Here is a 24,124-nt window from a genome sequence, read left to right as displayed (position 1 = left end):
ATGAAAAAAAAAATAGTACTTTTGGGCTCGACTGGTTCTATTGGTAAATCTTTTTTAGACATAATTAAAAAAGATAAAAAAAATTGTGATATTTTATTATTATCTATAAATAGAAATATTAATGAATTACTTAAACAATTAAAAATTTTTAAAGTTAGAAATATTGTTGTTAGGGAAAAAAAAAGTTTTTTAAAAATAAAAAAAATACTTAAAAATAAAAAAATTAATATTTATAATAACTATGATTCAATACATAAAATTTTTAATAAAAAAAAAGCTGACTACATATTAAATGCAATTTCTGGTTTGGAAGGTTTAAGCCCCACTTTAAAAACAATTAGGTTTACAAAGAATATCGCAATAGCCAATAAAGAGTCCATCATCTGTGGCTGGTCATTAATAAAAAAAGAATTAGATAAATTTAAAGTAAAATTTATACCAGTAGATTCAGAACATTTTTCGATATGGTCTTTAATTAATGATGCTAAAAATATTAATATAGAAAAAGTATTTATTACAGCATCAGGTGGACCATTTAACAAATTAAATTTAAATAAGTTTAAAAAAATTACCATAAAACAAGCACTTAAGCACCCTAATTGGAAAATGGGAAAAAAAATAACAATAGATTCTGCAACATTGATGAATAAAGTTTTTGAAATTATAGAAGCTAAAAAAATTTTTAATTATAAGTATAGTCAATTAAAAATTTTAATTCACCCAGCTTCCTATGTTCATGCTATTGTTAAATTTAATAATGGCTTAACTAAAATGTTAATACACGATACAAATATGAAAATTCCAATTTTTAACTCTTTATATAGTAAGTATGAAAAAAAAATTCGAACGCAAAAACTTAACTTTAATCTATTAAGTAAACTTAATTTTACAAACGTAGATACTACTAAATTTCCAGTTGTAAAAATTTTAAAGCAGATGCCACACAATGACTCTTTATTTGAAACTGTTATAGTAAGTGCGAACGATAAATTGGTTGGTTTATTTCTAAAGAAAAAAATAACATTTAATCAAATATCAATTTTATTATTGAAAATAATTAAAATGAAGGAATTTACAAAATTTAAAAAAATTAAGGTCAAAAATATTGATGAAATCATCAAATTGAACAGTTATGTAAGTTTGAAAATTAACAAATTAACTATATAAAACCTTATGTTTAAAATAATTATAAAGATTAATTTTATTTTATTCTTTATTACCTCTTTATCTTTAGCTCAAACTATAAGTGAAATTAAGGTGGACGGTAATAAGAGAATATCTAAAGAATCTATAATAATTTTTGGAGATATAGATTTTAACAGAAGTTACAATGACGATGATTTAGATGCAGTGCTTAAGAATATTTATGAGACAAATTTTTTTAAAGAAATTAACTTAAAAATTAATAATTCAATCTTAGAGATTTCTGTCATTGAAAACCCAATCATTGAAGATGTCCAAATAAATGGTATTAAGAATGCAAATCTAACTGAGCTATTATTTGATAAGATTAAATTAAAAAACCGTAGCTCTTATATTGAATCGTTGTTTCTATCAGATTTAAATTTAGTAAAGAATATTTTGAAAAGTAGCGGATATTATTTTGCTGATGTTAAAACTACCTCTACAATAAATGAAGAACAAAATTCTACACGACTCACTTACGATATAAATTTAGGCAAAAGAGCTAAAATCCATGAAATCCAATTTATTGGAGATAAAAAAATTAAAGATAGAAAACTTAAGAATATTATCACCTCTGAAGAGTCTAAATTTTGGAAATTTATTTCACAATCTATTTATCTTAATTCTGAAAGAATAGAATTAGACAAAAGACTATTAATAAATTTTTATAAAAATAATGGGTATTATAACGTAAAAATAACAAACTCCTTTGTAGAATTCAATAATGAAGATTCTTTTAAATTAATTTTCAATATTAACTCTGGTGAAAAATTTATATTTAACGAATTAACTTTAGTATTATCTGATGACTACGATTCAAAATATTTTACTAAAATTAATGAATCATTAGTAGATTTAAAAAATCAAGAGTACTCTTTGGATAAAGTTGAGAAAATTTTAAGAGAAGTTGATAAAATAGCGCTTACTAAACAATACCAATTTATTGATGCGTCACTAAATGAAACAATAATAAATAATAATAAATTGAACATTTCATTTTCTTTAAAAGATAATGAAAAATTTTATGTTGAAAAAATTAACATACTAGGAAATAATTATACTATTGAAGAAGTTATTAGAAACTCTTTAATAGTAGATGAGGGTGATCCTTATAATGAAATTTTATTCAACAAATCTGTAAACAATATTAAAGCAAAAAATATTTTTTCAAAAGTAGAAACTAACATTGTTCCAGGTTCTAGTGAAGGTCTTAAGGTGGTAAATCTTACTGTGGAAGAGAAACCTACTGGAGAAATTTCTTTAGGTGCTGGTGTTGGAACATCAGGAGGCACAATAGGTGGAGGTGTAAAAGAAAATAATTTTTTAGGGAAGGGAATTAAACTAAATACTAATTTACAAATTTCAGAAAATTCTATTAAGGGACAATTTATATATGAAAAACCTAATTTTAATTATTCAGATAATTCTTTGTTCACCTCTATAAGAAGTACCAGTTCTGACAATATAGCTGACTTTGGTTACAAAACATCAGATTTAGGTGTATCCCTAGGTACTTCTTTTGAACAATTTGAAAATTTATACTTAAGACCTGAGGTTGATATCTCCTACGAAAAACTTGAAACAACAAGCGCTGCATCAACATCTCTAAAAAAGCAAGAAGGAAATTATTTTGATACTTATTTTAACTATTCTTTAGACTATAACTTAACAAATAAAAGATTTCGACCAGATGAAGGTTTTAGAAATATATTTCAACAGGAACTACCATTAATGTCAGATAATTATGAAATTGTTAATTCATTTGAGTCAACCAGATATCAGAAAATATCAGAAACGGTTACGAAAGTTAGTTTTTATGGAAAAGCTGTAAATTCACTTGATAATGAGGATGTAAGAATTTCAAAAAGGTTATTTATGCCTAGCAGTAAACTCAGAGGTTTCGAATCTGGTAAAATTGGTCCAACTGAAAATAATGACTATATTGGTGGTAATTATATTTCTGCTCTAAATTTCAGTGCTACGCTACCTAAACTTCTACCATCCTTTCAAAATATAGATTTTTCTCTATTTATTGACGCTGCTAATGTATGGGGTGTCGATTATGATAGTGCTATTGATGATAATAATAAGATTAGAAGCTCAACAGGAGTCGCAATGGATCTATTAACACCAATTGGACCTCTAAATTTTTCATTGTCTCAACCTATTACTAAAAGCTCTACTGATAAAACCGAAAGTTTTAGATTTAACCTTGGCACAACATTTTAATGACTTTCAAAAAAACTAGTATTTATTTAACCACAGCATTTATTCTTTTTTATACAAATATTGCTCTATCAAATAATAATATTTACTATCTAGATATAGATTATTTGATGAATAATTCACTAGCTGGGAAGTCAATCATTAAGAAATTAGATGAAAAAACTAAATTTAATAAAAAAAAGTTTGAAGAAATTGAAAAAAATTTACAAACTGAAGAAAGGAATATAATTTCAAAAAAAAATATTTTAAGTGAAAAAGAATATCTTATTGAAGTACAGCTATTTAAAAAAAAAGTTGAAGACTACAAAGTATCTCGAAGTAAAACAATTAATCAAATTACAAAAATAAAAAATGTTGCCCAAAGAAATCTTACTGAGTCACTTACACCAATTCTTGCGGATTATGCTAAAAAAAATTCTATCTCATACATCATTCCAAAACAGGGCATTATAATAGGTAAAAAAGAATTAGATATTACAAGTCAAATACTTGAAATTTTAAATTCAAAAATTAAAAGTATAGAATTACAATAATTATGACCAATAAATTAAATAAAAAAGAAATAATCAATTTATTACCTCATAGAGAGCCCATGCTCCTTATAGAAGAATTAACTAATATCAAAAAATTATTTTCTGCAACGGCAATTGTTAATGTTAAGAAAGATAGTTTTTTTGTACAAGGACATTTCCCTGGCAATCCCGTTATGCCAGGAGTTTTGATTGTTGAAGCTTTTGGTCAAGCAGCTGCAGCTCTTACCGCGCATGGTATTGATAGAGAAACTTATGAAAACAAACTTGTTTTTTTAATGGGTATTGAAAAAGCAAGATTTAGAAACCCAGTTATTCCAGACTGTAAGCTAGAACTAAATATAGAAGCAATTAGATCTCATGGAAGAGTCTGGAAGTATAAGGGTGAGGCATTTGTTGATGGAAAAAAAATGGCTGACGCTCTATGGTCAGCTACTATCGTAGATAAAAAATAATTAGTAATAATTCTTGATAAGCAAACCTTTAAAATTTTTGATAAAAAACTTTATTAATGAATAATCCATTTTTTAAGAATAAAGGTCCTATAAAAATTGATGATATCTTAATTTCTGCAAATATTAATAATAAACATAAATATGTAGAAACAAATATTTTAGATATCAAGGATCTTGTTACAGCATCAAATACAGATATTACTTTTTTTCATTCAAAAAAATATGAAGCTGTGGCTTCAATCACTAAAGCTGCTTATTGTTTAACTACTAAGCAATTATCAAGTATATTACCAAATAATTGTAAACCTGTAGAGGTTGATAATGTTCTTATCTCTACTGCTATAATTACTAAAATATTTTATCCGGATTCTGTTACTGATGATTTTGATCCTCAAACTGAAAATATTGAAAAAACAATTTTACATAAGACTGTGAAACATGGTCAAAATGTATTGGTTGGAAAAAATGTTAAAATTGGGCTCAATTCTTCAATAGGGCATAATTCAATAATTGAAAGCAATGTAATCATTGGTGATAATTGTTCAATTGGATCTAATGTTATCATCAGAAATACTCTAATTAAAAATAACGTTTATATTTTAGATGGATGTGTAATTGGAAAAAAAGGTTTTGGTTTTTTCCCAAATAAAAATGGAAATACTAGATATCCTCACATAGGAATTGTGATAATTGAAGATAATTGTGAAATAGGTTGTGGATCTACAATAGACAGGGGCTCTTTGTCTAATACTGTAATTGGCAAGAATACCTTTATTGATAATCAAGTTCATATTGCTCACAATAATAAGATCGGAGAAAATTGCATCATTGCTGGTCAAGTTGGATTTGCTGGAAGCTCTACATTAGGAAATAATGTGATGATTGGTGGTCAAGCAGGAATATCTGGACACTTAAAAATTGGTAATAATGTACAAATAGGAGGTGGATCCGGTGTTATAAAGAATATTCCTGATAATACTAAACAAATGGGTTATCCTGCTAAAGATTTAAAAAAATTCATCAAAGATAATAAATGATCCATAAAACAGCAATAATAGATCCAAAAGCAAAAATAGCTTCAAATGTTGAGATTGGTCCATATTGTGTAATTGGTCCAAATGTAGAAATTGATGAAAATACTATCATTCATTCTCATGTAAATATTTCTGTAAGTGCTAAAATCGGAAAGGGAAATAAGATTTATCCTTTTGTTTCAATTAATGATCCACAGGACTTGAAATACAATGGTGAACCTACCAATTTAATAATTGGTAATAATAACAAAATTAGAGAGTATGTAACAATAAACCCTGGTACAGTTAGTGGTGGGGGCAAAACAGTTATTGGAAATAATTGTTTATTTATGATTTCATCCCATATCGCTCATGACTGTCATGTTGGTAATAATGTAATAATTGCAAATAATGTACCATTAGGTGGTCATGCAATTATTGAGGACAATGTTGTTATTGGCGGCAATTCCGCTGTTCAACAATTCACTAGGATTGGAAAAATGGCAATGATTGGTGGAATGACGGGTGTGTTACATGACGTAATACCTTATGGATTGTCTACTGGAAATAGAAATTCATTGCAAGGATTGAACTTAATAGGGTTGAGAAGAGCTAAGTATGAAAACAAGGATATCTTAGGTTTAAGTGACGCTTACAAAGAAATTTTTGCTACAAAAAATATTAATGAAAATATAAGTAAATTGAATGGTTCTTTTCAAGAAAATCCGTTAGTTAAAGATGTAATTAAATTTATAACAAAAGATAAAAAAAGATCTATTTGCACACCATTTTCATAAGATGATAGGATTAATTTTTGGTGATACTGATTTTCCAAAGGAAATTCTAAAAACAATTAAAAAAAATAAAATAAAATATTTGATAATTGATTTATCAAAAACAAAGAAATTTAAGAAAGATAAAAATTCTTTTACTGTATCCATGGGTCAATTCGGTAAAATTATTAATATTCTTAGGGAAAATAACTGTAAAAAAGTCTTATTTGCTGGAAAAGTAAATAAACCAAACTTTTCTAAATTAAAATTAGATTTAAAAGGAATTTATTATATACCAAGAATAATCAAAGCCTCAAAGCTTGGAGATGCAGCGATACTTAAAGAAATTATTAAGATATTTGCTCAAAACAAGATTAAAACAGAAAATTCTCTTAAATTTAATCCCGAATTATCTTTAACGAAAGGTAATTATTCAAAGATAAAACCAAACAAACAAGATCAATTAGATATTAAAATAGCAATTAAAACATTAAATAATTTAAGACAATATAATTTTAGCCAAGCTGTTGTAGTTAGAAACAAAAAAGTGATTTCTATAGAAGGAAAAGGTGGGACTAAAAAAATGCTAGAAAAAAGCAAAAGCAAAATATTTAAAAATCATGGAGTATTAGTTAAGTTTCCCAAAAAAAAACAAGACTTGAGAGTAGATCTGCCAACGATAGGATTAAAAACTATCAAACAAAGTAAGACTGCTGGTTTAAAGGGTATTGTTATAAAAAACAAACAACATGTTTTTTTAGATAAAATCAAATGCATAAAATTTGCGAATAGAAATAAGATGTTTATCTCAGTAAAATGAAAAAAATTTTTATATTAACTGGTGAACCCTCTGGAGATAAACTTGCCTCTAAAGTCATATCCAAAGTCCAAAAAAATAATCCAAATATTCAATATGCTTGTGTCGGTGGAACACATTTAAATTCGTTAGGGATAAAATCTATTTTTAAGCTAAAGGAAATTACCCACATCGGCTTTACAAGTGTTTTATTAAATATTTTTAAGATAAAGAATAAAATAGATAAAACTGTAGAAGAGATAATAAGATTTAATCCAGATATTTTGTTTAGTGTAGATAGTCCTGATTTTACATTAAGAGTTGCAGAAAAAGTTAAAAAATTAAACAATGATATAAAAACTATTCATTATGTAGCACCACAAGTATGGGTATGGCGTGAGGGCAGAGTAAAAAAATTTAAAAAGTTTTTAGATCATATTTTATTATTATTTGATTTTGAAAAAAAATACTTTGATAAAGAAAATATTCCAAATACTTTTGTCGGTCATCCGTTGCTAGAAGAAGAGTCAAAAAACAAAATAGATCTAACTAACATCATATCTAATGATAAAAAAATTATTTCTCTTTTTTCTGGAAGTAGATCGTCGGAAGTTAATTTACTTTTACCTATCTTGATAGATTTTATTAATATGATGAATAAAAAATTTAATAATTTTACTTTTATTTTTCATACTACTGAGGATAATAAAAATTTAATTAGTGAAAAAATTCATAATATAAATTTAAAAAATGTTGAAGTTATTTCTGAAGAAAATATTAAAAAACAAATTTTAAATAATTCTATTTTTGCAGTTTCTAAATCTGGAACTGTTTCTCTTGAAATTTGTAATGCAAGAGTTCCTTCTATAATTATTTATAAAATGAATTTTTTGAATTTTTTAATTGTTAAAATGTTGGTGAAAACAAAATTTGCTAATATCATCAATATTATTAACAACAAAGAAATAATTCCTGAATTAATACAAAAAGAATGTAATGCTAAAGAGATTTACGACTCTGTTGTTTATTTTTTAAAAAATCCAGAATTAATGAAAAAACAAATCAATGAGTGTGATGAAACTTTAACTAAAATTAGATCAAAAACCTCATCTTCTGATGAAGCTTCTTCTGTATTAACTAAGTTTCTTATTAGTTAATCTTTTTATAACTTCCTCTTTTCCAAGTGAAATAATTATATCATATATGCCAGGTCCAAATTTTGAACCTGTTAAAGCTATTCTTAAAGGCTGACCAACTCCTTTAAAATTTGTATTATTTGATTTAATTAGTTCATTTACTATTGGCTCCAATGTTTCTTTGCTAAGTTTATCTATGATAGCAAATTGAGCATTGAAAGCAGAAATGATTTTTTTTGCCTTATCATCAATGATCTTAATGTCATCCTGATTAAAATTTATCTCATCTACAATAATATATTGACCATTATTAAATATATCTTCTAATGTTTTTGCTTTATTTTTTAAGAAAGTTAGAGATTTTTTGATCTTATCTTTTTTATCTGACTTAATTTCACTCTTGTATAATTTGCAGTATTCTATTAGTTGATTAAATAAATCATTTTCATCAATATTTTTAATATAATGTTCGTTCATTGATAGAATTCTACTCATATCTAGTTTAGATGGTGATTTTCCTATACCTTCTAAGTTAAAGTACTTAATGCTCTCATCTAGAGTAAATATTTCTTTATCTTCAAAAGACCAGCCCAATCTCAGTAAATAATTCCTTAATGCATCGGGCATTATTCCTATTTTGGAGTAGTCATCTAAAGTTGATGCATTATCTCTTTTTGATAATTTTTTACCTTCTATTGTATGAATAAGAGGTATATGTGCAAATTGAGGAACTTCCCATTTCATTGCTAAGTATATTTGCATTTGTTTAAATGTATTAATCTTATGATCGTCGCCTCTAATGATATGGGTCATATTCATTTGATGATCATCAACGGTTGCAGATAAATTATATGTTGGCGTTCCATCATTTCTTAATATTATAAAATCCTCTATTGTAATATTCTCTATTTCAACATTTCCTTGCACCAAATCTTTTAGCACTGAAGTTCCTTTAATTTTACTTTTAAATCTAATTACTGGTTTGATAATTGTAGGCGCATTAGACTCTTGAAGATCTCTACATTTTCTATTGTAAACATAAGGAAGTTTTTTTTGTCTCGCTCGTTTTTTTTGCTCTTCTATTTCATCACTTGAACAATAACATTTATAAGCATGACCATTTTTAAGCAGTTCATTAGCTACATTTATATGATCATCAATTTTAGTTGATTGAATGTATTCATCACCATCATGCTCAATACCAATCCATTTTAAAGACTTGATAATTTGAATTTTGTGTTCATCTTTAGATCTTTCCTTGTCTGTATCTTCAATTCTTAAATGAAAGGTCCCGTTTTTATTTTTAGAATATAGCCAATTGAATAAGGCAGTTCTTACACCACCAATATGAAGAGCTCCAGTAGGAGAGGGAGCAAATCTTGTTGCTACTTTTGACATCAATGATTTTTAGACTATTTTCTTAGAAGTTTCTATATAAAGATACAAGAACACCTTGTACTTTTACTCTATCTGGACCAAATATTTTGGTTTCATAGTTTCTATTAGCACTTTCAAGCGCTACAGTTTTTCCTTTTCTTCTAATTCTTTTCAACATTGCCTCGTGTTCATCTATTAAAGCTACTACAATTTTACCATTATCAGCAGTGTCAGATCTTTTTATGATAACAGTATCACCTTCATTAATACCAGCTTCAATCATTGAATCACCTTGAACTTTTAGACCAAAATATTGACCGTTTTTTTCAAGATTGCTTGGAAGAGGTATACGAGAAACTTCATTTTGTATTGCCTCCACAGGTGTTCCTGCTGCTATACTACCTAATACAGGTATTTCCATTTCATTTAAGTTAGTATTTTCTGTATCTAGACCACCCTTGATAACACTAGGTGAAAAGCTATTGTAAATATCATTAGCAGAAGCTGTTTCAGGAAGTTTTATAACCTCTAAAGCTCTAGCTTTATGAGCCAACCTTCTAATAAAACCTCTTTCTTCTAAGGCACTTATTAATCTGTGTATTCCTGACTTAGACTTTAAATTTAAAGAATCTTTCATTTCTTCGTATGAAGGAGATACACCTGAGGCTCTCAACTTTTTGTTGATGAATAAAAGCAAGTTTTTTTGTTTTTTAGTTAGCATAAGAACAAATAAAGTACAAAATCTGTTCTACAAGTGTTCTTTTAATTCTGCAATAGCTAAAAAATGTTTAAAATAGGGGCTTATTTTACTAGAGAACGGAAAAAATAGAATTTTTATTTAAATTTTTTAAAAGTGATTCACCAATTAAAAAAGTTTTTATTTCTGTTTTGTTCTCTAAAGAAAGAAGTTCTTCCTTTGTTTTAATGCCGCTTTCAGAAATTAAAGGGGAGGAGTGATTACTTAAGACGTTATAGATATCATAAGTTGTATTAAGATCTGTTTTTAAAGTTTTAAGATTTCTATTATTTATTCCAATTAATGCTTCTTTAAAGTTAAGAGCTTTTTTGGCTTCTTTAACTGTATGGACCTCAACAATTATTGACATATTAAGTCTCATTGCTTCTTCATATAATTCATTAGCAAGGTCGTCAGAGACACCAGCTAATATAATTAATATTGCATCCGCACCATAACTTTTTGCAAGAGGTACTTGAAACTTATCAATAAAAAAATCTTTACATAAAACGGGTAAATTTATTTTTTCTTTCACTTTACTAATGTCACTTAGGCTGCCCAGAAAGAAATCTTCTTCAGTAAGAATTGATAAACATGTAGCTTTATTGTTGTTGTAGATTTTTGCTATTTCTATAGGGTTATAATCATCAATTATGATACCTGCAGTTGGGCTTGCCTTTTTTATTTCTGCAATTAGAGAGATTTTATTATTATCAATGTTGTTTTGAATTTTATCTTTAAAGTTAATAAATGATTTATTTTGATCTATTTGTTCATTTAAAGAATTTAATGAAATTGATTTTTTTAATAAATCAACTTTTTCAATTTTTTTTTTAATAATTTCCTTTAGTACATCTTTAGACATTTTGAATTTCCCTTAAGTCATTGTATGTTTTTCCTGACAATATATGTGTTCTTGCTTCATTATAAGCATCAATAAAAATTGTATGTTTTTCTGAAACAATAAGGCCTGCAGCAGCATTTAAACAAACAGCCTTTGAAAAATCATTATCCTCACCTTTAAATATATCTAATATTTTATTTGCGTTAAATTTTGCATCATCACCAAGTAAATTTTCAAATTTATTTGCACCTATATTTAGTTTTATAGGATCAATTAATATTTCAGAAATTTTACCATCTTTTAATTGAACAATATTAGTTTTTGAATAGGGTGATATTTCATCTAATCCATCTTCACTATTTACAATCCAGGCAAATTTAATATCTAAATTATTCAAAGCATTAGCAAAAACTTTTAATAGTTTTTTATCAAAAACACCAATTACTTGTCTGTCAACAAGTGCAGGACTACTTAAGGGACCAATCATATTAAAAATTGTTCTTTTTCCTATTTTTTTTCGAGTAGGACCAACAAATCTCATTGCACTGTGATAGTTAGGTGCAAACATAAAACCAAAGTTATTTTTTTCAATTTGTTCCTCAATATCTTTAGGCTCTAAATCTATCTTAATATTTAAAGCTTCCAAAACATCTCCTGAACCACATTTAGAGGAAACAGCTTTATTGCCGTGTTTTGCAACTTTTATCCCCATACTAGATAGAAGTAGTGCTGAAGCGGTTGAAATATTAAGTGTGTTCATACCGTCTCCACCCGTTCCACATGTATCAATACAGTCATTAACGGTAACTCTTTTAGATTTATCTCTTAAAACAAAAACCCCTCCAGCAATTTCATCTGAGCTCTCACCTTTAGATGAAAGTAGAGTTAAAAAATCAAAAATCTCATCATCTGAAGCTTTGCCATTCATTAGGATTTCAAAAGCATTTTTGCTTTCAGCAAATGATAAATCTTGTTTATCTTTTAATTTATCTATGAAAACTTTCATTTACTTTTGTAATTAATAAAATTTTTTAATATTTTAATTCCAATGGTAGTTTTTATACTTTCAGGGTGAAATTGAACACCGTGAATATTATATTCTTTATGCATTATGCCCATTATAATTCCATCTTCAGTTTCTGCAGTAATTTTAAGATGATCAGATAACGTTTTTTTATCAACTATAAGACTGTGATACCTTGTAGCTTCAAATTTAGAGGGAAGATTTTTAAGTATACCTATTTTTTTTGATTTTATAAAACTAGTTTTCCCATGCATTAACTTTTTTGCTTGAATAATTTTTGAACCGAAAACTTGGCCAATAATTTGGTGACCTAAACATACTCCAAGAATTGGTATTTTTCTATAAAGTGCTTTTACTATTTTAATACAATTTCCTGATTGATTTGGATTACCTGGTCCTGGTGATATAATAATTCTGTCATATTTAATTTTTAGTATTTGTGTATGGGTGATTTTATCATTTCTAACCACATCAACTTTAACGCCTAGTGATGATACATAGTGATATAAGTTAAATGTAAAACTATCATAGTTATCTATTAATAAAATTTTCATTATTTTAATGCATTCATTAAAGCTTTGGCTTTATTAACAGTTTCTTCGTATTCTTTAATTGGATTACTGTCAGCTACTATTCCTGCACCAGCTTGGACATAAAATTTTTTATTTTTTACAACAGCAGTTCTTAATGCAATGCATGTGTCAAACTCACCATTCGCAGAAAAATAACCTATACCTCCAGCATATACTTTTCTTTTAGTGGTTTCTAGCTCATCAATAATTTCCATAGCTCTAATTTTAGGTGCACCAGAAACAGTCCCTGCAGGAAATCCAGCAAGTAGTGATTTAAATTTTGAAATTTTTTTATTATAAATGCCCATCACATTAGAAACTATATGCATTACATGAGAGTATTTCTCGATCATAAAACTATCTGTAACTTTAACAGTTCCTATTTTAGAAACTTTACCAGCATCATTTCTACCCAAGTCAAGTAGCATCAAATGTTCAGAAAGTTCTTTTTTATCTTTAAGCAAATCTTTTGCAAAAAAGTTATCCTCTTTTAAATCTTTACCCCTAGGTCTAGTTCCAGCAATTGGTCTAACAGTAATCTTGTTATCTCTTAGTCTTACTAAAATTTCTGGACTAGCACCTATAATTTGAAAATCATCAAAATTAAAAAAATACATAAATGGAGATGGGTTAGTAGTTCTAAGTTTTTTATAAATTTCTAATGGTCTTTTAGACAATTTAGCTTCAAACCTTTGACTTAAGACGACTTGAAAAATATCTCCAATTTTTATGTATTTTTTAGCTTTGCTCACCATCTTTAAAAACTTATGCTTAGTTGTATTAGATTTAATTTTTATATTTTTCATAATGGTTTTATTAAGATCTTTTTTTTGGAGAGAAGCTTGAATTAATAATTCATTTATTTGTTTTTCAATTTCAAGGTATTTATTCTTATAGTTTGTAATTTTTTCATCCTTAAAGATATTAACAATATAAAAAATCTTTTTTTTCAAGTTATCGTGGACAACTAACACCCTTGGTCTTAAAAGCCTTACATCAGGTAGTTTTAAATCATCTCTACATTTGTTTGGAATTTTTTCTATGTATCTAATTGAATCATAAGAAAAATAACCAGAAATTAATGAACTAATAGGAGGAAGCCCTGATGGTATCTTAAATTTAAATTCTTCAATTATCTTTTCTATAATTTTTTCAGGTTTTCCTTTAATTCTTTTTTTAGTTTTGTTTGTAACTAAATATGAATTGTTATTATTGAACTCCCAAATTTTATCAGGGTTTTTACCAAAAATAGTGTATCTACCTCTTATTTTTCCCTTTTCTACGGATTCAAAAACAAAACTATTTTTTTCTAAAAGAAAATTATCAATTAGATTTAGGATTTCGTCATCTTTTCTTATTTTCCTAGTGGTGTAGAGGATTTGATTTTTGTTTCTTTTATGTTGAAACTTAAAATCATTAAAGCTTCTATTTAACATTATCTAAAATAATTTTTAACTCGCTCAAGTGTTTTTTCATTCACAACAACTTGGTATCTGTTATTTAAAAATAAATCATATGATTTTAAAATATTATTTTTACTTTGAGCTCCCTCTTCAGAAGATATTTTTCCAAAATTAGCAGAATTTTTGTTAATGTTTTTTTCTTCGTATTTTATAGTCTTTGCAATAAACACATCATTTTCATTGTTTGTGATTAATGTGAAAGAATTAATAGGAAGAGAATAGAGTATTTGAATTGAGTTTGTCTCAAATTTTTTAGTATCATTTATAGAATCTAGCTTAATTTCTTTTATATTGTTTTTACCAAACTCATCAAATGACACTTGATTGAATGTTTTTTTATTTATTTTTTCAAAAATATTTTTATTAAATTCAAACTTTTCTTTTTGAAATAGAAGATTTGTAATTTGTTCTTTAAATATAGGATTTTCAAGATCTGGCAATTTAGAAATTGAATTATTTATATTGTAAAAAATATAAGCACCATTATTTTCAAGAATTTCAATTTTATCTTCTCTTGAATTATAGATCATATTTTCTATTATTTTTTTATTATCAAGATTTATGTATGAGTTAACTTCAGTAGGGGAAATATCTAAATTTTTAACTATAGTTTTAAAGTCAATATTTTTTGATATTTGGTTTTCTATATCGTCAATTTTATCAAAAAATGCTTGATTAAAATCATCAATACCTAGTAAGTTTTTTGGGCTAATTTCAACAAAAGAGAAATCAATATAATCTTGTTTTAATTTTTCTGCATTTTCTTCAACAAAAAACTTAATATCGTTATCTGTAAACATTTCCTTTTTTTTATAAAAGGTACTTAGGTCGATATATTCGATATCTAATTTTTTGTTATTTTCTTTATAAAATTTATTAATTAAAAATTCTGGTGATTTTGTTCCACCACTTATGTAGGTAAATAATTGTTTTTGAAGTTCATTATTTTTCAAGCGTATTTCAAACATGGCTGCAGAAGAATTATTTGTTAATAAAAATTTTTCATATAATGTTCTTTGAAATAATCCATTTTCATCATGGAAATTTTTATTATTTTTAATTTTTCTAATCAATACGTCTTCTGAGATTGAAAGATTAAGTTCTTCTATTTCAAGATCAAGAAGAGTCGTGGATACTAATGTAGATAAAAGTTCTTCTATAATATTTTTATCGATATTTTCTTTAATTACCTGTTGGCTTAATCCTGATTCATTTAAATAATCCATAAAATCTTGTGTAGAAATATTAGTATTATTTATCTTAGCTATGTTGTTTTGATTGCCAGTGCTAAATCCTCCACCAAAACCACCAAAACCAAAAGCTACTATAATTACAAAAATTAGTAGTAGACCACCAATTTTCTTTTTAGAAAAATTTTTAAAAGGATTTATCATTACTTCATTAATTTATTGATCTTTAAAATACCAAGCTATAGATTAAATTTTTCATTATGACAAATAAATATATGTATTTTGTAGCTAATTGGAAAATGTATGGGAATTTATCTTCTTTAAATACATTGGATAAAGTTATTAGATTTTCAAAATCTAAAGAAATAAAGGGAGGTAGATTAATTTACTGCCCTCCAAATACTTTAATAAGTTCTTTTGCTAAAAAATTTAATAATTGTCAAATTGGTATTGGTGGACAAAATTGTCATGAAAGCAAAGATTATGGTGCTCACACTGGCCATGTTAATTCCCGTATGTTAAAAAACATTGGTGCGCATTTTGTAATTATTGGTCATTCTGAAAATAGAAAACAAGGTGAGAGTGATAAACTAATTAATCTAAAAATAAAAAGTGCTCTCGAAGCTAAATTAAAAGTTATTTTTTGTATTGGTGAAACTTTAAATGAAAAAAGAAAAAAAAAGACACGTTCAATTTTATCTAAACAAATTAAAATTGGTTTAAAAAATATTAAAAATAAATCTAATATTTTTATTGCTTATGAGCCTGTTTGGGCTATTGGCAGTGGCATTATTCCAAAATCATATGATCTTTTTAAAACCATAAAATTTATTAAAAGTAAATTTAGAGATAAATTGCCAAAAGTTTTATATGGAGGTTCAGTCAACCCTGAAAATATTACAAACTTAAAAAACATTAATAATATTGATGGTTTTTTGATTGGAGGCGCATCTCAAAGTGCTAAAAAATTTATTGATATAGTCAAAAAAACGTATAGTTAAGCCACATGGAAAATATTTTATTAGTAGTCAACTTAGTGCTAGCAACAATACTTGTACTTTTGATACTTGTACAAAAATCAGAAGGTGGTGCTCTTGGGATAGGTGTCTCTCAGGATAATTTTATGCTTTCCAGATCTGCAGGTAATTTTATGGGTAAGGCTACCGCAGTAGTTGCAACTTTATTTATAATTTGTAGCTTAGCTCTAACAATTATATCTAGAGGCGAGTTAACACCTACATCTTCAGTCTTGGATATCATTGAAGAAAAGTCTGGTGATACACCTTCAATTCCTGAAAATAATAATTAATCCTTTTAAATTCATTAATTAATCGCTATAAGATAATACCATGGCGCGATTTATTTTTGTAACCGGCGGTGTGGTTTCTTCATTAGGAAAAGGTCTTTCCTCAGCTTCCCTTGCTTACTTGTTACAATCTAGAGGTTTTAATGTACGTTTAAGAAAATTAGATCCCTATTTAAATGTTGATCCAGGAACGATGAGTCCCTTTCAGCATGGTGAAGTTTTTGTAACAGATGATGGTGCGGAAACAGATTTAGATTTAGGTCATTATGAGAGATTTTCTGGAATATCTGCAAAAAAATCTGACAATATTACAACGGGAAAAATTTACAGTGATGTTTTAAGAAAAGAACGTAAAGGAGGGTACCTTGGAAAAACCGTTCAAGTTATCCCACATATAACTGACCGTATTAAAGATTTTATAAAAAGCGATACATCAAAAGAAGACTTTGTAATTTGTGAAATTGGTGGAATAGTTGGTGACATAGAAAGCCTCCCTTTTGTAGAGGCTATCAGACAATTCTCCAATGATGTGGGTAAAAAAAATGCTTTATTTATTCACTTAACATTAGTCCCATATCTTAAAGCTTCAGATGAAATTAAAACCAAACCTACTCAACACTCTGTTAAAGAATTAAGAAGTCTAGGTATTCAACCTGATATAATAATTTGTAGATCTGAAAGACCTATACCCTTAGAGCATAGAAAAAAGATATCTTTATTCTGTAATGTTGGAATTGAAAATGTAATTCAAACTGTAGACGTTAAAACCATTTACGAAGCACCAATTAGCTTTAATAGAGAAAATTTAGATAAACAAGTTCTTGAATATTTTAAAATAAAATCTAGAAAAAAAGTTAATTTAAATCCTTGGAAAAAAATTACCAAGATTGTTCTACACACAAAAAAAACAATCAATATTGCAGTTATAGGAAAATATGTAGAACTCAAAGATGCTTATAAATCATTAGATGAGGCTTTAACACACGGTGGTATTGATAATAATTCAAAAATTAATTTAGTGAGAATAGATTCGGAGAACTTAAAAATTTCTGAAATTAAAAAAAAATTAAAAGGTGTTTCTGGAATTTTGATACCAGGTGGATTTGGCAAAAGAGGAACAGAGGGAAAAATTGAAGCAATTAAATATGCTAGAGAGAAAAAAATTCCTTTCTTTGGAATTTGTTTTGGTATGCAAATGGCTATTATTGAGTTTGCAAGAAATAAGTTAAATATAAAGAAGGCCACATCTAGTGAGTTTGGATTTGGAGGAACACCAATCATTGGCTTAATTTCTGAATGGAATAAAGATGGTAAATTAATCAAAGGCACTGATAAAAATCTTGGTGGTACTATGAGACTTGGTCTTTATGAAGCCAAATTAAAAGAGAATTCATTAATTAGAAAAATCTATAAATCAAAATCAATTCAAGAAAGACACAGGCATAGATATGAAGTTAATATTGATTATAAGGGTCAATTTGAAAAAAATGGCCTAATCTTTTCTGGATTATCTCCAGATAAAAAATTACCAGAGATTGTCGAACTAAAAAACCACCCATGGTTTATAGCCGTTCAATTTCACCCAGAATTTAAATCTAGACCTTTAGCACCACATCCTTTATTCTCATCGTTTATCAAAGCTGCTAAAAATCATAAATGAAAAATATAAAAGTTAATTGTGGAAATATAGAAATTTCAAATAGTAACAAAATTTTTATTATTGCTGGCCCATGCCAACTTGAGACTGAACAGCATGCTATGGATATGGCTGGTAAGATTAAAGAAATAACTTCTAAGTTTAATATGGGTTTTGTTTACAAAACATCTTTTGATAAAGCTAATAGAACAAGTTTAAAAGGAAAAAGAGGTATGGGGCTTGAACAATCTTTACCTATTTTTGATAAGATTAAAAAAGAATTAAAAGTTCCAATATTAACTGACATACATAATGCTGAACAATGTTCGGTTGTAGCTCCTCATGTTGATGTATTACAAATTCCTGCATTTTTATGTAGGCAAACAGATTTATTAATTTCCGCAGCTAAAACTGGAAAAATTATAAATGTTAAAAAAGGTCAATTCCTAGCACCATGGGATATGGTTAATGTTACAAAAAAAATTGCAGACTCGGGTAATAATAATATTTTAGTTACAGAAAGAGGAGCAAGCTTTGGTTATAATACTCTTGTCTCCGATATGAGATCTCTACCTATAATGGCAAAAAATGGTTATCCTGTTATTTTTGATGCCACACATTCAGTTCAACAACCTGGAGGCCTAGGCGAGACTAGTGGTGGTCAAAGAGAGTTTGTTGAGTACTTAGCAAGAGCTGCGGTTGCTGTAGGTGTTGCAGGTGTTTTTATTGAAACGCATCAAGACCCAGATAATGCTCCATCTGATGGACCTAACATGGTTCCATTAGATAAATTAGAAAAATTACTATCTCAATTATTTGAAATAGATAATCTGATTAAAAAATAAATGAGTAAGATTTTAAAGATTAAAGCTCGTCAAGTTTTTGATAGTAGAGGAAACCCCACAATTGAAGCTGAAGTTTATTCAAAAAAATTAAGTGCGTCTGCCATTTGTCCATCGGGTGCTTCAACCGGAACTTATGAAGCATTTGAAAAAAGAGACGATAACAATAAAAAATATTTAGGTAAAAGTGTTTTAGGTACAGTCAATTTAGTTAATACGAAAATTTCAAAAAAATTAATAGGCACAAATATTCATGATCAAACACGTATTGATACAATCTTAATTAATCTAGATGGTACTAGGCAAAAAACAAATTTAGGGGCTAATGCAATTTTAGCTGTATCAATGGCTGCTAAAAAGCTTTCAGCAAAGATTAAGAATATTCCACTGTATAAAACTTTTTTAGTAAAAAATAATTATAAATTACCATATCCATTAATGAATATTATTAATGGTGGAGCACATGCTAATAACGGATTAAGAATTCAAGAGTTCATGATTAGACCCGATAAAGCTAAGAGTTTTTCAGAAGCTATGAGAATATGCTTTGTTGTAATTAATAACTTAAAAAAGCTAATTATAAAGAAAGGGTTGTCAACATCTGTAGGAGATGAGGGGGGCTTTGCTCCAATGATTAGTAATAATGAAAAAGCTTTAGATTTAGTTGTTACTGCAATTAATAAGTCTGGTTTTAAAAATGGCAAAGATGTTTCGATTTGCTTAGATGTGGCGGCAAATGAATTAATCAAAAAAGATAAGTACTCTATTCATTCAAAAAAATTTGTTTCGGTAGATCAATCTATTAAAGAATATAAAAAGATAATAAATAAATATAAAATTAAATCTATTGAAGATCCATTTGGAGAAAATGACTGGATGGCATGGAGTAAATTAATGAAAAATATTAATAATGTGCAAATAGTTGGAGATGATTTGTATGTAACTAATTTAGAAAGACTTAAAAAAGGCTTTTTAAACAATTCTTCAAACTCTATATTAATTAAACTCAATCAAATTGGTACGGTATCTGAAACACTTGAAGTTATAAAGTTTGCACAAATTATTGGATATAAAACAATAATTTCTCATAGATCTGGAGATAGCGAAGACACTTTTATAGCAGACCTGGCCGTAGGTACAAATTCAAATCAAATCAAAACTGGATCTTTAGCTAGATCAGAACGTGTTGCAAAATATAATCAATTATTACGTATAGAAGAAGAACTTGGAAAAAAAGCATCAATGAGTAAAATTCAGTAATGCTGAGTAAATTAAAAAAAAATTATTTTTTATTAATCTCTACTTTTTTAATACTTTATTTTTTCTTTAACCTTCTAGATGGTGAAAGAGGCCTTTTTTCTTATTTTAAAAAAAAAGAAATTTTAGTTAATTTAAAAATTGAAGAAGCTAATTTATCTAATAAAATCAAAGAGCTTGAATTTAAAAACTCTCTATTAAGTACTAAATTAGACCTAGATTATGTTGAAACCTTAATTAGAGAAAAATTTATGTTTGGCAAAGAAGGAGAGACCCTTTATATAATTAAAAAGAATGACAACTAAGCCAAGACATCCAGAAAAAGTTAACAAACCTTTAAATCCAATCAAAAAAAAACCTGATTGGATAAGATCTAAACTTGTTAATAGTAAAGAGTTTTTTCTAACAAAAACAATTGTTAATAATAATAATTTAGTAACGGTATGTCAGGAAGCTAACTGTCCAAATATCACAGAATGTTGGAGTAAAAGACATGCAACATTTATGATAATGGGTGATACTTGCACAAGAGCATGTGCTTTTTGTGATGTAAAAACAGGCAGGCCTGGAAAACTAGACTCATTAGAACCCGTTAAAATAGCTGAAGCCGTAAAAAAATTAAATTTAAAACATGTCGTAATCACTTCTGTTGATAGGGATGATCTTGACGATGGAGGATCAAATCATTTTTTTGAGGTAATTGATCAAACAAGAAAAAGAAATCCTAATACATCAATTGAGGTTTTGACACCTGATTTTCTAAGAAAAGGAGAAGCTTATAAAAAAGTACTAGAAGCTAATCCTGATGTTTTTAATCATAACATTGAAACTGTGCCTAGACTTTATTTAAAAGTAAGACCAGGCTCTAGATATTTTTCATCATTAGAACTCTTAAAGAATGCAAAATTAGTTAATAAAAATGTTTTCACAAAATCAGGATTAATGGTTGGATTAGGTGAAAATAAAGAGGAGATCATTCAAGTGATGGATGATCTAAAAGCAGCTGATGTAGATTTTTTAACCATTGGTCAATACTTACAACCCTCTGTAAGACATCACCCCTTAGATCGTTATTACCATCCAGATGAATTTAAAGAGTTAGAAACTATCGCAAAATCAAAAGGATTTTTATTAGTTTCGTCGACACCTTTAACTAGATCTTCATATCATGCAGATGAAGATTTTGCTAAACTTCAACAAAATAGAATTAACAATCATTAATGCCTAAGGCATCAGTTAAAAGAAGTATAAATAAAAAAAAAAATAAACTTATTGAGTTTGTTTTGGATATCGAAAAATATCCAGAATTCATCCCTTTTTGTCTAGACTCAAAAGTCTACGATAGAAAAGAAGAAAATAATCAAATTTTAATTATAGCAGATTTAACAATTGGAAAGGGTCCTTTTAGCGATACTTATAAAAGTGACGTTAGATTTAATAAAAAAGATGACACGATTAATGTTACTAATTTAGATGGACCACTAAAACACTTACAAAATAATTGGAAATTTATAGAAAATAATAACATCACTGAGGTTTATTTTGATGTTGATTTTGAAATTAAAAATAAGTTTTTAAATTTGTTAATGGAAAAATCTTTTGAATTTGGTTTAAATAAAATTGCTGATGCTTTTCAAAAAAGAGCTGAAACAGTATAAAAAATTTAAAAAACTGCTCAAATTAAAGAGCTAACAATATCCAAGGCCCTTTTAACTGAAGCTTTTTGAATTGAGCTTCTTGTTTTTTGTTTAAAAATATTTTTTGTTATCAATAATTTATTGGATCTTTTTACTCCTATATAGACTAATCCGATGGGTTTATTTTTAGTCCCACCATTAGGACCTGCAATTCCAGTGACAGATACATTTATTTGAGCTTTAGAAATCTTTGTTAAATTTTTAACCATAGCCTCACAACATTCAGCACTAACAGCACCATATTTTTTAATAATATTTTTATTTACTTTTAAAATATTGATTTTTGCTTGATTAGAATAGGTAATAAGACCTATGTTGAATACTTTAGATGCACCACTAATAGAAGTAATAGATGCAGCTAACATTCCTCCTGTGCAAGACTCAGCAAAAGATATTTTAAGTTTTTTTTTGATTAATTTTTTTACAATATTTTTCATTATAAAATATAGCTCTTTATAATCATGAAACACACAAGGGTTAAAACAACATAAAAACCAGCACAGATATCATCCATAATTACACCAAAACTATTTTTAAAGTTTTTATCAAAAAAGTTTACAGGAAATGGTTTCATGATATCAAAATATCTAAAAAGAATAAAAAATAATGTATAATAAAAAATAGCTTCTCCACCATCTTTTGTTGTTCCATGAGATATCTCATAAAGATATATGGGAATTGATTGACCTAAAAATTCATCAATTATAATTTCACTAGGATCTTTATTTTCATTATTTTCTATATGACTTGAAACTGCATAAAATGAGTAAATAAATATTATTATTAACCCAACTAAAATTATATTTGATGAAATATTTAAAGTGTGGAATAGATAATAAAGAATAATTATAGTTGCCAGTGACCCAAAAGTTCCAGGCATATATTTAATTTTGCCAAGACCAAACATTGTAACAAATAATGAGTTGATAGATTTAATCATTTTTAATAACTGAGGCTATCACTTCACAGGCTATTGCCTTTTCTTTACCAATCACACCTAATTTTTCAGTTGTTTTACCTTTTATATTAATTTGAGCAGGAGAGATATCACATATTTTTGCAATACAATTCGATATTTGTTTTTTATATTTTTGGATTTTGGGTTTTTGAGTAATAATATTAATGTCAAGATTATTGATTAGGTAGCCTTTTTTAACTATCTGCTTAATGATTTCACTTAATAAAATTGTAGATCGAATATTTTTAAATTTCTTATTCTTATCAGAGAATTTTTCACCAATATCACCCATAGAGCAAGCTCCAAGTATAGCATCTGTAACAGCGTGTAATACAGGATCTCCATCTGAATGACCTAATGTACCAATGGGCGAAGGTATTTTAATTCCACCTAAATAAAGTTTTTTATTAGGTACCAATCTATGAACATCAAAACCTATTCCAAATTTTATTAAATTATTAAATTTAATATCTGAATTTATTGTAATTTTATTATTAGTAGTTTCGCCCTTTATGATCTTTATTTTTTTACCAGCTCTTACAAATAAGTTAGCATCATCAGTTACTTCCTCACCTTTATTATTTTGAAGTTCAAAAAGTTTTTTATAGTTAAATGCTTGAGGTGTTTGGATTAAGTAAATATTTTCTCTTTTTAAATTTTTAACATTATTCGATATTTTCTGCTTAACTGTATCTGCAGTTTGAATTGCGGGAATTACACAATCATTTGATTTTAATTCATTCATTAATTTATTTAAAAGTTTTAAAGAAAAATTTGGTCTTGCAGCATCATGAATTATTACATTTTTAAAATTATTTTCTTTAATACTTTTTAAGGCATTATAAGCAGACTCTGCTCTTGTTTTTCCACCTGTGATAATTTTGATGTTTTTAATATTAAGTTTCTTGATAAAATTTTTGTGTTTTTTATTTACTACCAGAACAATTTTATTAAATTTATTAAAAACTTTAGCTTTATCAATTGAATACAATAATAAAGGTTTACCTTTATAATTTGTGTAGGGTTTTGGAGTATTTGAATTAAATCTTTTACTTTCACCTCCAGCAAGTATTATAAAGCAACTATTCATGATAAAAATATATAACAC

The 24,124-nt window shown here is 27.0% G+C and carries 26 protein-coding genes; 16 read left to right on the top strand and 10 right to left on the bottom strand.

Features of this window, described 5'->3' with window-relative positions:
• The 8 genes from AC5SL3_RS03630 to lpxB are packed head-to-tail and all read left to right on the top strand — an operon-like array spanning position 1 to position 8,135.
• Positions 1 to 1,167: a 1-deoxy-D-xylulose-5-phosphate reductoisomerase gene (locus AC5SL3_RS03630; RefSeq protein WP_494577493.1), complete on the top strand. Its 1,167-nt coding sequence runs from the start codon at positions 1 to 3 to the stop codon at positions 1,165 to 1,167.
• A 6-nt stretch (positions 1,168 to 1,173) separates the two neighbouring features.
• Positions 1,174 to 3,414: an outer membrane protein assembly factor BamA gene (gene bamA / locus AC5SL3_RS03625; RefSeq protein ID WP_494577491.1), complete on the top strand. Its 2,241-nt coding sequence runs from the start codon at positions 1,174 to 1,176 to the stop codon at positions 3,412 to 3,414.
• Entirely contained in the window at positions 3,414 to 3,944 is a 531-nt protein-coding gene (locus AC5SL3_RS03620; protein WP_494577489.1) for an OmpH/Skp family outer membrane protein, read from the top strand. Before bamA ends, AC5SL3_RS03620 begins: the two co-directional genes overlap by 1 nt.
• Positions 3,945 to 3,946: 2 nt before the next feature.
• Complete coding sequence (gene fabZ / locus AC5SL3_RS03615; protein WP_494577488.1) at positions 3,947 to 4,396, top strand: 3-hydroxyacyl-ACP dehydratase FabZ; 450 nt, start codon at positions 3,947 to 3,949, stop codon at positions 4,394 to 4,396.
• Between the two features lie 56 nt (positions 4,397 to 4,452).
• Positions 4,453 to 5,433 carry a UDP-3-O-(3-hydroxymyristoyl)glucosamine N-acyltransferase gene (gene lpxD / locus AC5SL3_RS03610; protein ID WP_494577486.1) on the top strand — a complete coding sequence of 327 codons (981 nt, stop codon included), beginning with the start codon at positions 4,453 to 4,455 and terminating at the stop codon, positions 5,431 to 5,433.
• Complete coding sequence (gene lpxA / locus AC5SL3_RS03605) at positions 5,430 to 6,206, top strand: acyl-ACP--UDP-N-acetylglucosamine O-acyltransferase (protein ID WP_271487009.1); 777 nt, start codon at positions 5,430 to 5,432, stop codon at positions 6,204 to 6,206. Before lpxD ends, lpxA begins: the two co-directional genes overlap by 4 nt.
• 1 nt (position 6,207) lies before the next feature.
• Positions 6,208 to 7,002: an LpxI family protein gene (locus AC5SL3_RS03600; protein ID WP_494577483.1), complete on the top strand. Its 795-nt coding sequence runs from the start codon at positions 6,208 to 6,210 to the stop codon at positions 7,000 to 7,002.
• Positions 6,999 to 8,135 carry a lipid-A-disaccharide synthase gene (gene lpxB, locus AC5SL3_RS03595; protein WP_494577481.1) on the top strand — a complete coding sequence of 379 codons (1,137 nt, stop codon included), beginning with the start codon at positions 6,999 to 7,001 and terminating at the stop codon, positions 8,133 to 8,135. The genes AC5SL3_RS03600 and lpxB overlap by 4 nt, the downstream gene beginning before the upstream one ends.
• Here the strand turns inward: lpxB and gltX are convergent.
• The 7 genes from gltX to AC5SL3_RS03560 form a co-directional block, all read right to left on the bottom strand.
• Positions 8,112 to 9,512 carry a glutamate--tRNA ligase gene (gene gltX / locus AC5SL3_RS03590; RefSeq protein WP_494577479.1) on the bottom strand — a complete coding sequence of 467 codons (1,401 nt, stop codon included), beginning with the start codon at positions 9,510 to 9,512 and terminating at the stop codon, positions 8,112 to 8,114. The genes lpxB and gltX overlap by 24 nt on opposite strands.
• 22 nt (positions 9,513 to 9,534) lie before the next feature.
• A complete protein-coding gene (gene lexA, locus AC5SL3_RS03585) occupies positions 9,535 to 10,212 on the bottom strand; it encodes a transcriptional repressor LexA (RefSeq protein ID WP_006997000.1) in 678 nt (225 codons plus the stop codon).
• Positions 10,213 to 10,300: 88 nt separating this feature from the next.
• Positions 10,301 to 11,092 carry an indole-3-glycerol phosphate synthase TrpC gene (locus AC5SL3_RS03580; protein ID WP_494577477.1) on the bottom strand — a complete coding sequence of 264 codons (792 nt, stop codon included), beginning with the start codon at positions 11,090 to 11,092 and terminating at the stop codon, positions 10,301 to 10,303.
• The gene (gene trpD / locus AC5SL3_RS03575) at positions 11,085 to 12,077 is read right to left on the bottom strand and encodes an anthranilate phosphoribosyltransferase (RefSeq protein ID WP_494577475.1); all 993 of its coding nucleotides are present in this window, start codon (positions 12,075 to 12,077) and stop codon (positions 11,085 to 11,087) included. Before trpD ends, AC5SL3_RS03580 begins: the two co-directional genes overlap by 8 nt.
• Positions 12,074 to 12,649 (bottom strand): anthranilate synthase component II, encoded by a 576-nt coding sequence (locus AC5SL3_RS03570; protein WP_494577473.1) that lies wholly within the window; start codon positions 12,647 to 12,649, stop codon positions 12,074 to 12,076. The genes trpD and AC5SL3_RS03570 overlap by 4 nt, the downstream gene beginning before the upstream one ends.
• The gene (gene trpE, locus AC5SL3_RS03565) at positions 12,649 to 14,103 is read right to left on the bottom strand and encodes an anthranilate synthase component I (RefSeq protein ID WP_494577471.1); all 1,455 of its coding nucleotides are present in this window, start codon (positions 14,101 to 14,103) and stop codon (positions 12,649 to 12,651) included. The genes AC5SL3_RS03570 and trpE overlap by 1 nt, the downstream gene beginning before the upstream one ends.
• Positions 14,103 to 15,524, bottom strand: coding sequence for a SurA N-terminal domain-containing protein (locus AC5SL3_RS03560; protein WP_494577469.1), 1,422 nt, complete (start codon positions 15,522 to 15,524; stop codon positions 14,103 to 14,105). The genes trpE and AC5SL3_RS03560 overlap by 1 nt, the downstream gene beginning before the upstream one ends.
• A 56-nt stretch (positions 15,525 to 15,580) precedes the next feature.
• On the opposite strand from AC5SL3_RS03560, the gene AC5SL3_RS03555 reads away from it, so the two are divergent.
• Genes AC5SL3_RS03555 through AC5SL3_RS03520 form a run of 8 tightly spaced genes read left to right on the top strand, consistent with a single transcriptional unit; the run spans position 15,581 to position 22,019 of the window.
• A complete protein-coding gene (locus AC5SL3_RS03555) occupies positions 15,581 to 16,321 on the top strand; it encodes a triose-phosphate isomerase (protein WP_494577467.1) in 741 nt (246 codons plus the stop codon).
• Positions 16,322 to 16,326: 5 nt separating this feature from the next.
• Positions 16,327 to 16,629 (top strand): preprotein translocase subunit SecG, encoded by a 303-nt coding sequence (gene secG, locus AC5SL3_RS03550; RefSeq protein WP_020169376.1) that lies wholly within the window; start codon positions 16,327 to 16,329, stop codon positions 16,627 to 16,629.
• Between the two features lie 40 nt (positions 16,630 to 16,669).
• On the top strand, positions 16,670 to 18,286 hold the full coding sequence (pyrG, locus tag AC5SL3_RS03545; RefSeq protein ID WP_494577465.1) for a CTP synthase: 1,617 nt from the start codon (positions 16,670 to 16,672) through the stop codon (positions 18,284 to 18,286).
• Positions 18,283 to 19,107, top strand: coding sequence for a 3-deoxy-8-phosphooctulonate synthase (gene kdsA / locus AC5SL3_RS03540; protein ID WP_020169378.1), 825 nt, complete (start codon positions 18,283 to 18,285; stop codon positions 19,105 to 19,107). Before pyrG ends, kdsA begins: the two co-directional genes overlap by 4 nt.
• On the top strand, positions 19,108 to 20,364 hold the full coding sequence (gene eno / locus AC5SL3_RS03535; RefSeq protein ID WP_494577462.1) for a phosphopyruvate hydratase: 1,257 nt from the start codon (positions 19,108 to 19,110) through the stop codon (positions 20,362 to 20,364). It abuts the gene before it with no gap.
• The gene (locus tag AC5SL3_RS03530; RefSeq protein WP_494577461.1) at positions 20,364 to 20,666 is read left to right on the top strand and encodes an FtsB family cell division protein; all 303 of its coding nucleotides are present in this window, start codon (positions 20,364 to 20,366) and stop codon (positions 20,664 to 20,666) included. Before eno ends, AC5SL3_RS03530 begins: the two co-directional genes overlap by 1 nt.
• On the top strand, positions 20,656 to 21,582 hold the full coding sequence (gene lipA / locus AC5SL3_RS03525; RefSeq protein ID WP_494577459.1) for a lipoyl synthase: 927 nt from the start codon (positions 20,656 to 20,658) through the stop codon (positions 21,580 to 21,582). Before AC5SL3_RS03530 ends, lipA begins: the two co-directional genes overlap by 11 nt.
• The gene (locus AC5SL3_RS03520; protein ID WP_494577457.1) at positions 21,582 to 22,019 is read left to right on the top strand and encodes a type II toxin-antitoxin system RatA family toxin; all 438 of its coding nucleotides are present in this window, start codon (positions 21,582 to 21,584) and stop codon (positions 22,017 to 22,019) included. The genes lipA and AC5SL3_RS03520 overlap by 1 nt, the downstream gene beginning before the upstream one ends.
• Positions 22,020 to 22,036: 17 nt before the next feature.
• Here AC5SL3_RS03520 and AC5SL3_RS03515 read toward each other — a convergent pair whose 3' ends face one another.
• Genes AC5SL3_RS03515 through ispD form a run of 3 tightly spaced genes read right to left on the bottom strand, consistent with a single transcriptional unit; the run spans position 22,037 to position 24,106 of the window.
• Entirely contained in the window at positions 22,037 to 22,528 is a 492-nt protein-coding gene (locus AC5SL3_RS03515) for a CinA family protein (protein WP_494577455.1), read from the bottom strand.
• Positions 22,495 to 22,998: a phosphatidylglycerophosphatase A family protein gene (locus AC5SL3_RS03510; RefSeq protein ID WP_494577453.1), complete on the bottom strand. Its 504-nt coding sequence runs from the start codon at positions 22,996 to 22,998 to the stop codon at positions 22,495 to 22,497. Before AC5SL3_RS03510 ends, AC5SL3_RS03515 begins: the two co-directional genes overlap by 34 nt.
• Positions 22,991 to 24,106 carry a 2-C-methyl-D-erythritol 4-phosphate cytidylyltransferase gene (gene ispD / locus AC5SL3_RS03505; protein WP_494577452.1) on the bottom strand — a complete coding sequence of 372 codons (1,116 nt, stop codon included), beginning with the start codon at positions 24,104 to 24,106 and terminating at the stop codon, positions 22,991 to 22,993. The genes AC5SL3_RS03510 and ispD overlap by 8 nt, the downstream gene beginning before the upstream one ends.
• Positions 24,107 to 24,124 lie beyond the last annotated feature (18 nt).

It is taken from the genome of Candidatus Pelagibacter sp. PS_34 (assembly GCF_059417845.1).
The sequence above is the reverse complement of the archived record's forward strand: the minus strand, read 5'-3'. Positions and strand labels throughout refer to the sequence as shown.